The 10,048-nt window shown below is 36.9% G+C and carries 9 protein-coding genes; 6 read left to right on the top strand and 3 right to left on the bottom strand.

The features are described from left to right. Positions 1-215: 215 nt before the first annotated feature. Genes NZ519_08575 through NZ519_08560 form a run of 4 tightly spaced genes read left to right on the top strand, consistent with a single transcriptional unit; the run spans position 216 to position 6,703 of the window. Entirely contained in the window at positions 216-1,562 is a 1,347-nt protein-coding gene (locus NZ519_08575) for a TolC family protein (GenBank protein ID MCS7028806.1), read from the top strand. A 13-nt stretch (positions 1,563-1,575) separates the two neighbouring features. Beyond that, positions 1,576-2,211, top strand: a complete 636-nt coding sequence (locus NZ519_08570; GenBank protein MCS7028805.1) for a TetR/AcrR family transcriptional regulator — start codon at positions 1,576-1,578, stop codon at positions 2,209-2,211. Beyond that, positions 2,208-3,338, top strand: coding sequence for an efflux RND transporter periplasmic adaptor subunit (locus tag NZ519_08565; GenBank protein ID MCS7028804.1), 1,131 nt, complete (start codon positions 2,208-2,210; stop codon positions 3,336-3,338). The genes NZ519_08570 and NZ519_08565 overlap by 4 nt, the downstream gene beginning before the upstream one ends. A gap of 26 nt (positions 3,339-3,364) precedes the next feature. Next, the gene (locus tag NZ519_08560) at positions 3,365-6,703 is read left to right on the top strand and encodes an efflux RND transporter permease subunit (protein MCS7028803.1); all 3,339 of its coding nucleotides are present in this window, start codon (positions 3,365-3,367) and stop codon (positions 6,701-6,703) included. Between the two features lie 213 nt (positions 6,704-6,916). On the opposite strand, the gene arsB is transcribed toward NZ519_08560, so the two are convergent. Continuing rightward, positions 6,917-7,948, bottom strand: coding sequence for an ACR3 family arsenite efflux transporter (arsB, locus tag NZ519_08555; protein MCS7028802.1), 1,032 nt, complete (start codon positions 7,946-7,948; stop codon positions 6,917-6,919). 163 nt (positions 7,949-8,111) lie between these two features. Between arsB and NZ519_08550 the strand changes: the two genes are divergently transcribed. Both NZ519_08550 and NZ519_08545 read left to right on the top strand, forming a co-directional pair. Next, a complete protein-coding gene (locus tag NZ519_08550) occupies positions 8,112-8,270 on the top strand; it encodes a hypothetical protein (protein ID MCS7028801.1) in 159 nt (52 codons plus the stop codon). Further along, a complete protein-coding gene (locus NZ519_08545) occupies positions 8,271-8,450 on the top strand; it encodes a hypothetical protein (GenBank protein MCS7028800.1) in 180 nt (59 codons plus the stop codon). A gap of 50 nt (positions 8,451-8,500) precedes the next feature. Here the strand turns inward: NZ519_08545 and NZ519_08540 are convergent, their stop codons facing one another. Both NZ519_08540 and NZ519_08535 read right to left on the bottom strand, forming a co-directional pair. Further along, the gene (locus NZ519_08540) at positions 8,501-9,619 is read right to left on the bottom strand and encodes a DUF4338 domain-containing protein (protein MCS7028799.1); all 1,119 of its coding nucleotides are present in this window, start codon (positions 9,617-9,619) and stop codon (positions 8,501-8,503) included. A 93-nt stretch (positions 9,620-9,712) separates the two neighbouring features. Then, positions 9,713-10,048: hypothetical protein (locus NZ519_08535; protein ID MCS7028798.1), on the bottom strand; the 336-nt coding region annotated here is incomplete at its 5' end.

Genomic DNA, 10,048 nt, shown 5'->3' with positions numbered 1-10,048 from the left:
AAGCGAAAGCGTAGCCCGTAGCACGCCGACCTTGCCCACACAAGCGCAGCGCAGTGTGGGCAAGGGCACGCCCAAAAGAAATAAAAAATATCCCAATCCGATAAACACATAAACACAAATGTAACTTGTTCAAAATCAATAAACCTGAAAAACTGAATAAACTTTGGAAACTTTTTAAATATATTTGCGTTTCCACTGTTAGATTAGATGACAACATGAAAACTTTAGCCTTATTTTTAGGACTGACAACAGTACTATTTTCTTTCTCAAAGCTGTATGCCCAAAAGGTAAATGCAGATACACTTATTTACACGGTAGAAGACTGCATACAGTACGCATTAGAAAACCACCTTGACATCAAGAACACAAAAATTGATGAAAAAGTTAATCAACAGAAAGTGTATCAAGTAAGGGCTACAGGGCTACCACAAATCAATGGTGAAGCACAATATCAATATTTTGCAGAAATTCCTACTACACTTATTCCCAATTTTTTCGGCGGAAGACCTAACGAATATATTCCTGTACAATTTGGTGTTCCGCATAATTGGTCAGCAGGTGTAACTGCATCGCAGCTTATTTTTAGCGGAAGTTACATTATAGGGCTACAAGCAGCTAAAACTGTAGCCGAACTCTCCCGCAAAAATACCAAACGTCAAGAAGCAGAAGTTCGCGCAGCCGTACAAAAAGCTTTCTACACTGCTCTTTTAACCCAAGAAAATATCAAACTCATAGAGGTAAATTTAATCCGTTTAGACAGCACGCTGCGTACTTTAATAGAACTACAAAAAGCAGGCTACGCCGATAAAATTGCCGTAGATAGAATTCAAGTAGCCAAAAATAACCTTGAAATAGAACGAAAAAAATTACAAAACGCAGCAGCTTTAACCTTGAATTTGCTCAAATTTCAAATGGGAATGGAGATAAATACACCGCTCAAAATTAAAGGTACACTCAACCTTGAAAATACCCCTTCCATTCCCCTTTCTGAAAAGCCTGATTACACCCAACGCCCTGAATATCAATTATTACAAACTCAAATTAAACTTTCTCAACTTTCACTCAAAGCAGTGCGCGCAGAGTATCTACCTACCTTAGCAAGCTTTGTAAGCGCAAGTACAAGCGGACCGAATCAAAAGTTCTACTTTTTTAACTATGACCAACGTTGGTTTCCTGCCGTAATCATAGGCGCAAGAATCAACATTCCTATATTTGATGGATTTGGTAAATATGCTCGTGCCAACCAAGCCAAATTAGAAAAACAAAAAGCTGAAAATTCTTTACTTCGTTTTACCCAAGCAGCAGAGCTTGAAGTGGCTAACGCCCGCACAAACTACCTTAACGCTCTTAGTACTCTGGAAATCCAAAAGAAAAATGTAGAACTTGCCCAAGAGGTATACAATACTACTCAAATTAAAAACGCATCAGGTAAAGCATCCTACCTTGAAATTACCGATGCTGAAAACGCCCTCAAAACCGCTCAAATTAACTACTACAACGCCCAGTATGACGCCATCATGGCTAAAATTGACTATCTCAAAGCTGTAGGAAAGCTGAACTAACCTAAACTCTCTTATGAACGAGGAAACTTGGAAAAATATTCTTCAGCAAAGTCTGCAACTGTTTTCACAATTTGGCATAAGGAACATTTCTATGGATGACATCGCCAAAAGCACAGGCATTTCTAAAAAAACACTTTATCAATATGTAAAAGACAAAGATGAACTGATTCTCAAAACATTTGAATATGAATTGCAAAGCGCGCATCAAATTACCAACCAAATTATTGAACAATATCCCAACGCTTTGGAAACACTTATCAAAATTACGGAAAGGCAAGCCAATCGTATGAAAGGTATCAACCCTGTGGCTGTGTTAGAACTACAAAAGTACCACCCTAACGTGTGGGCTTTAATGTCAAAATACAATCAAGAGCAAATAATTCCGAATGTAATAAAAATCTTGAAAACAGGCATAGAGCAAGGCTATTTTCGTAAAGAATTGAATGTACAAATTCTAGCTCGTTTGCACGTAGAGCAAATCCGTATCATGTTTGATCCTTCCATTTTTTCTTACACTGAATACGAACTTTCAGAAGTGTATTATACCATTCAAGATTTATTCATTCGCAGCATAGTTACAGAAAAAGGTTTGAAGTACTACGAAGCACATTATTCTAATCTATCCAAAATTAACCGAAAGAACGTATGAAAAACATAACCTATATAGTAAGCATTGCACTAATAGCAATGATAATCGCTTGTGGGGGCGCTAAGAAAGACCCTCTTGCGGCTAAAAAAGAGCAGTTAAAAAGATTAAAGTTGAAGCAAAGTCAAATTAACGCAGAAATTAAAAAGTTGGAAAGTGAAATTGCAGCACTGTCTAACGAAGCTAATAGGGAAAAAGTAATTCCTGTTATGGTCAAAACGCTTAGTAGAAGGAACTTTGTCCATTACATAGAAGTACAAGCCGTAGTGGACTCGGATAAGAGCATTCGCGTATCGGCTGAAATGGGCGGGCAAATAAGACATCTGTATGTAAAAAATGGACAGTTTGTCAGCGCAGGAACGACTATTGCCAAAATAGATGATGCTATTATCCGAAAAGGCTTAGCAGAGTTAGAACAAAGCTTAGAGTTTGTCAAAATCAATTATGAGAAACAAAAACAGCTGTGGGATAAAAAAGTAGGTACAGAAATAGAATTTTTAAGTGCCAAAAATCAGTACGAAAGTCTGCTTCGCAAAAAAGAGTCTTTGGAAGAGCAGTTAGCTAAAACAACTATTAAAGCCCCTATAAGCGGTATAGTAGACAATATTTTTCTCAAAGAGGGCGAAATGGCTGCACCAGGTATTCCTATTTTGCAAATTGTTAATGGGAATGAAGTAAAATTAGTAGCAGACGTTCCTGAAACTTACGCTGCAAGCATTAAAAAAGGTACTGACGTAATTATTAAATTTCCTGCATTAAATAAAACAATCCAAAGCACAGTAATTAACGTAGGAGAAGTGATAAATCCTTCTGACCGCAGCTTTAAGGTAGAAATTGCGCTTTCTAATCCTGAAAAACTTTTTAAGCCTAACATGTTAGCTACGGTAGAGATTAAAGACTATGAACGAAAAGATGCTGTGGTTATTCCCAGAAATGCAATTATGAAAGGTGAGGAGGAGGAGTTTGTTTTTATTGCACAAAATAATGTAGCCAAAAAAGTTGCCATTAAAACAGGAGTGAACTACCAGGGCGAAACAGAGGTACTTTCGGGACTTACAGGTAATGAGCAGCTCATTACAGTAGGTTTTCAAGACCTTTCTGATGGACAAAAAATTGAGATAAAATCTTAAATCATAATTATCAACACTTTTGAGTTATGGCTTCTTTCAAAGAATTCAGATTAACATCGCTATCTATTGATAACAAGATGAGCGTGTATGTACTTACAGCGCTCATATTTATTGCAGGGATTATTTCATATCAAAATTTACCTAAGGAGAATTTCCCTGAAATTGCTGTACCTACGATTAACATTACTACGGTGTATGCAGGTACTTCGCCCTCTGATATTGAAAATTTAATTACCAAAAAAATAGAGAAAGAACTCAAATCGGTTAAGGATGTGGAGGTAATAAGAAGTCAATCTGTGCAAGATTTTTCGGTAATTACTGTTGAATTTGACCCACGCGTGAGTGCATCCGTTGCCAAAAAACGAGTAGAAGATGCCGTGGATCGTGCCAAAGCAGAACTACCCACTGATTTAACAAAAGAACCTACCATCACTGAACTAGATTTTTCAGAAATTCCTGTAATGTATGTCAACGTAGCAGGAGATTTTGAAATGGACGTACTCAAAAAATACACAGAACAGTTACAAGAGCAAATAGAGCAGCTACCCGAAGTATCCAAAGCTAATATCACAGGGGCGCTAGATAGAGAAATTAAAATTAACGTGGATTTGTATAAGATGCAAGCAGCTCAACTATCTTTTTACGATATAGAAAATAAACTCAAAAGCGAAAATATCACTATTTCAGGGGGAGAAGTAGAAAGTGATGGATTAAAACGCACTTTACAGCTCAAAGGTGAATTCAAAAGTGTAGAAGCTATTGAAAATATAGTAGTTAAGCAAGAAAATAATGGAAAAGCCATTTATTTGAAAGACATTGCTACAGTTAAAGACAGTTATGTAGAACGTCAAAGTTATGCAAGGTTATTTGGAAAGAACACGCTTACCATGCCTATTATCAAACGTAGTGGGGGGAATTTATTGGAAGCGTCCGCTAAAATCAAAAAAATTGTAGAGGAGTTTAAGAAAAAAGTACCTAATGGCATAGAAATTACCATAGCAGGCGATCAATCTCGTAGAACAAAAGCCCTTATCAACGACCTTATCAACGGAATTATTATTGGTTTAATTTTAGTTACGTTAGTTTTACTTTTTTTTATGGGAACTCAAGATGCCCTTTTTGTAGGGCTTTCTGTACCTATTTCTATGCTCATGACCTTCATTATTCTGCCTTGGATAAATTTTAACCTCAATTTGATTGTACTCTTTTCGCTTATTTTAGCTTTAGGCTTAGTTGTAGATGACGCTATCGTTGTGATAGAAAACACGTTCAGATTACATAAACAAGGCGAACCAATTGTAACCGCAGCTAAAAAAGCAGCAGGGCAAATTGCCGTTCCTGTTATTGCAGGTACTGCTACTACATTAGCGGCTTTTGTACCCTTAGCTTTTTGGTCAGGTATCATTGGTGAGTTTATGCGATACCTACCCATTACTTTGATTATTGTATTAGGTTCTTCCCTTTTTGTGAGTTTGGTCATTAACCCTGTGCTTGCTGTGGATTTTATGAAGGTGGAAGATCTTTCTCACAAAAAGCCTATTAAACCCCTTTTACTCACTACAACGGGATTTTTGCTTGTAGGTATAGTAGGATACGCCGCAGGAAGCTTATTAGTAGGTAATATTTTTACTTTAATTGCTATTTTATTGCCACTCAACCGTTTTGTGCTAACTCCTGCATCGGTAGGTTTTCAGCATTTTGTTGACCATAAATTCTTACCAAGGTATAAAAAAGTAATAGCCTTCATTCTCAAAGGTAAAAGACCACTCTTTTTATTTCCTGCTTTAATTTTGCTGGTTTTACTTATTATCGCAGGAAGTTCAAGGTTAAAGCCCCCTATTTTCTTTCCCCAAAGCGACCCGAATAACATTTTTATCTACACTTCTTTGCCCATAGGCACAAGTATATCTGTAACCGATTCTATTACTCGTGAGTTAGAGCGTAGAGTAGAAAAAGTTTTAGGAAAAAATAATCCAATAGTAGAATCTATTGTATCAAATGTAGGTGCAGGTGCAGGCGACCCCCAGCAGCCCGATGTTACTTTAACGCCACACAAAAGTCGTATTTCTATTGGCTTTGTAGAGTATGAAAAACGCAACGGTATTTCTACAAAAAAATATCTAGAGCAGATCCGTGAAGTCGTCAAAGGCATTCCAGGGACAGTTATTACTGTGGATAAAGAAAATAACGGACCACCCGTAGGCAAACCTATCAACATTGAAGTTTCAGGAGATGATTATGTAGCTTTGCTAAAAGAAACCACTCGGATTAAAAAGTATTTAGATAGTCTACGGATTGAGGGAGTAGAAGAGCTCAAACTAGATGTCCAAAACAATAAACCCGAAATACTGATTGAAATAGACAGACACAGAGCAGGGGCATTAGGTCTAAGCCCTGCACAAATAGGTTTAGCTTTGCGTACCTCTGTGCTGGGTAAAGAAATTTCCAAGTATCGAGATCAAGAAGACGAATATCCGATTGTACTTCGTTTGGACAACCCTTACAGATATGATTTAGATGTGCTAAAAAATATGAAAGTTACCTTCCGAGATAATATGGGGCAACTGCATCAAATTCCTATTTCTACGGTAGCAGACATTAAGTATTCTTTTACCTACAATAGCATCATTCGCAAAGATCTCAAACGCATGATTACCATTTACTCAAATGTATTGACAGGATACAATCCCAACGAAGTAGTACGATTAGTCCAAGCTGCGCTTAATGACTATAAGCCCAATTACGATTGCACTATCAAAATGACAGGTGAGCAAGAAAAACAAAAGGAAACTATAAAATTTTTGACTAACGCACTTTTTGCAGCTATATTCCTGATATTTTTTATCATGGTCTTGGAATTTAACTCTGTCAGTACGCCTTTGATAGTAATGTTTACGATTACATTGAGTTTCATAGGTGTGTTTTTGGGTTATATTATTTTTGGCGGAACTATTTCTATTGTTATGAGTGGAGTAGGTATTGTGTCATTAGCAGGTATTGTAGTAAAAAACGGAATTGTACTATTGGATTACACAAGGGATTTGATACGTAGCGGCATGGATGTAAGAGAAGCTTTGGCAGAAGCCAGTGCTACGCGTTTTAAGCCTGTTATTTTGACTGCCGTTTGTGCGATATTAGGTTTAATTCCTTTGGGGATAGGTTTGAATATTGATTTTGTAGGTTTGTTCACGGAGTTAAAGCCTGATATTTTCTTTGGTGGGGATAATGCCAATTTTTGGGGACCTATGGCATGGACTATCATTTACGGATTGAGCTTTGCTACGGTGCTTACTCTAGCTGTGGTTCCGATGATGTATTTGATGGTCTACAAATTGAAGCATAAAATAGGGATAAAACGTGTGTAAAAATGGATTGATTTTTTTAATTTTTTTGAGCATGTTCTTGCTCACAGCTCGCTGCGATCGTGTGGGCAAGGATGGCGTGCTGTAGCTACCCGTGAAATGCTCCGACCTTTGCGCAGCAAGGGGTATGCCCAAGAAAACAAAACAATTTCTCAAACCTAACATAAAAAGAAAAAACTTGCTAACCTTATCGTAAAAACAAAAACTTGATAAGCTTCAATCTAAAACAAATTTCTTTTCTTGAAGCAAGGCTATTTTAACTAACAAAATCAAAACAGGTACTTCAATCAAAGGACCTACTACACAAGCAAAAGCCTCTCCCGAGTTCAAACCAAAAACTGCAATAGAAACCGCTATACCTAACTCAAAGTTATTTCCTGCGGCAGTGAAACCTAACGCCGTGGCTTTGGCGTAATCTGCCCCTGCTTTTTTAGAGAAATAAAATGCACTAAAAAACATAATCACAAAATACAAAGTTAAAGGAAGGGCTATTCGTAGTACGTCTAACGGAATATTAACAATAATGTCCCCTTTCAAAGAGAACATAACCACGATAGTAAATAAAAGTGAAATTAAAGTAATCGGACTAACTTTTGGCACAAAAACTTTTTGATACCACTCTTTACCTTGTTTTTGAATAAGAATTTTCCTGACCACAAAACCTGCTACAAAAGGAATTCCTAAATATATCATTACACTGGAAGCAATGTCTGCCATGCTCACTTCTACCAAACTGCCCTCAAAGCCAAACAAAGTGGGTAAATATGTTACAAATACGTACGCATACACGCTGTAAAACAAAACTTGAAAGATACTGTTAAAAGCCACTAAACCTGCTGCGTATTCATTATCGCCACGTGCTAAATCATTCCAAACAATAACCATAGCAATACATCTGGCTATTCCTATCATTATTAAGCCTGTCATGTAGTTAGGTTTGTCGTGCAAAAAAATCATTGCCAATACAAACATCAAAAGAGGTCCCACAAGCCAGTTTTGAACCAAAGAGAGTAATAAGATTCGTTTATTTTTGAACACTTGGCTAAGTTCCTCGTATTTTACCTTAGCTAATGGGGGAAACATCATCAAAATTAAGCCTATGGCAATAGGAATGTTAGTAGTTCCGATTTGGAATTGTTCAATAAAAGCAGGCGCAGAAGGAAAGAAATATCCTATACTTATTCCCGCAAGCATAGCTATGAATATCCACAAGGTTAAGTAGCGGTCTAAGAACGAAAGTTGTTTCATACTGTAAAAATTGCATTTTTTTCAATATCGTGTATGTAAAGAAATTGATACACAAATTTCAAAAGCCACCGCAGAGTAAAGACAATGCATAAATCTACTCTTTGTTTTAATGAAGTTTAAGTTTTAATTTTTTGGGCGTGCCCTTGCCCATACTTCGCTGCGCTTGTATGGGCAAGGTCGGCGTGCTGCGGGCTACGCTGACGCTTCGGTGCTACGCTTCGCTCCGCACCGTGCTAACGCACGCCCTTCGCATGCCTCACGCAAAGGATCTCTGAAACCATCGTTTCTCTCTGTATTAGGCAAAGTTTTAGCTTGTAAGTAATTGTACTTCAAGCTCAAACAAGATAAAGACATAATTGGTTATGTTATCTGCGTGAGGGGCATGGAGCATGCCCGCAAGGGCAGTACGAAGCGCAGCGAAGTACCGAAGCGAAGCGTAGTGCGGAATGCCCCGACCCGAGCGTTAGCGATGGGCACGCCCAAAAGTAACTCTAATTTGTGAAATTATTTATTGTATTTAATATAAAAAGCACTAAAATTCAAAGCAGTACATCAGGTCCCGCTTTTCGCCAAGTCAATGTTCCTGCCGTTTTTTGTTTGTTCACACTCCAAATTGTTAAGTTTCTTCAACAGTTTATCTTGTCGTGGAATTAGCCACTTTTCTTTCCAATAGGCAGTTAAATAGTTGTTTGAATAGTCTATGTATTCAGGTGTGTCTGTCTGCATAGTCAAAAACTCTTTCCAATTTTTAAGCAGAGGGTTCATATAATAGGCTCGCTTCCAACCAATACTTAGTAGGTCTTCGTTTGTAAAGCCCAAACTAGATAAACCAACTCTTAATGTTCTTAATTTCCAATTTGAACCTTGTCCATATTTATAACTTTGAAATCTATCTTGAGGGACAAACTCTTTAATAATTTCCCAACTTCCATTTGCAGTAATATGAACGTGTGTTTTACCTTGTGTATAATCTATGAATTGCCAATTTAGAAGTCGTGTATAAATCGCAGATTTTCCAAAAGCTCCAAAAGTATCTATCATAGCTAAAACGGGGAGTTTTCGTTTCCCTGCAATAATTGTCGTTTTTCCTTCATACTTTCGCTTAAATGTTTCTCTTACTTCGGGAAACATTGTAGTTAAGGCAACTAATTTAGAACCTAAAATTGTGTTATAGGGTGGAACTGCACCTAAAATATATGCAGTCAAGCAGTTATACAACCTTTCGTGTTTTTGTTCTCGGTTCCAACCTATGTATTCATCTCTTATATTGAGACCAATTAGGGGATCGCAAAGTCCAAAAAGCCCAATTACTTTGTCGTTTTGCTTATCAAATACCAAAAAACGAATTCGTCTGCCATAACCCGCACTTATAGGAACAGACCAAAAACTAAGACAATAAGCCCATATTTTATTTGTAATATTGTTTTCTTGAACTTCTACAAGATAAGGTTCTATATTGTTCAAATTTATTTCATCTATGTGAGCAAAATAATTTTTTACTTTTTTTTCGTATTGTATTCCGTTTTGATTTGTAATAAGTGAAAGTTTTTTTTGAGTAAAACGTGAATCTTCTACTTCTAATTTCTGTAGTTTTTCATTCCACTTTACACCATAATCAGACAAATTTTGTAAAAGTTTTTCTCTCGCTTTTGCTACTTTAATAGACTGCAAAAGTTCACAAAGCAATTGATTTTTATTATTTTGCTCATTGTTAATCATACTTATTTTGGTATTTTCAAATTTTTTACCAATACTTATCTGTGTTTATATAACTTTATTGTCCTTCAATCTACTTCCTACACTGCTACCAAAGTAAAAGCCAAATACAACTAATACTAAATTAGTTATGTTGCTTACCACTAATAATACCGTCGGTTCAGTAGCTTTTAATTTGCCTACTAACACTAATAAATAAATAACCCCTGCCGTCAGCGTGCTACCCAGCGCTAATATAGCGGTTATATTTTTCGTCAGCCAAGAAGCGTGGGGGCTGTGGTTCGTTTCGGCAACCAATTTAACAGCTTCTTTGCGCAGCTCTACTTCAGTTAGTAGTTCTGCCTCTTTGTATGCTGTAAACGCCGATACAAAATTAAAAAAGTG

The organism is Bacteroidia bacterium, assembly GCA_025056095.1.
Taxonomy (GTDB): Bacteria; Bacteroidota; Bacteroidia; order JANWVE01; family JANWVE01; genus JANWVE01.
This window is presented reverse-complemented; position numbering and strand designations above follow the sequence as displayed.

Coding starts and splice junctions, on each gene's coding strand:
- NZ519_08575 (MCS7028806.1), top strand. CDS start 216: ATGAAAACTTTAGCCTTATTTTTAGGACTGACAACAGTACTATTTTCT.
- NZ519_08570 (MCS7028805.1), top strand. CDS start 1,576: ATGAACGAGGAAACTTGGAAAAATATTCTTCAGCAAAGTCTGCAACTG.
- NZ519_08565 (MCS7028804.1), top strand. CDS start 2,208: ATGAAAAACATAACCTATATAGTAAGCATTGCACTAATAGCAATGATA.
- NZ519_08560 (MCS7028803.1), top strand. CDS start 3,365: ATGGCTTCTTTCAAAGAATTCAGATTAACATCGCTATCTATTGATAAC.
- arsB (MCS7028802.1), bottom strand. CDS start 7,948: ATGAAACAACTTTCGTTCTTAGACCGCTACTTAACCTTGTGGATATTC.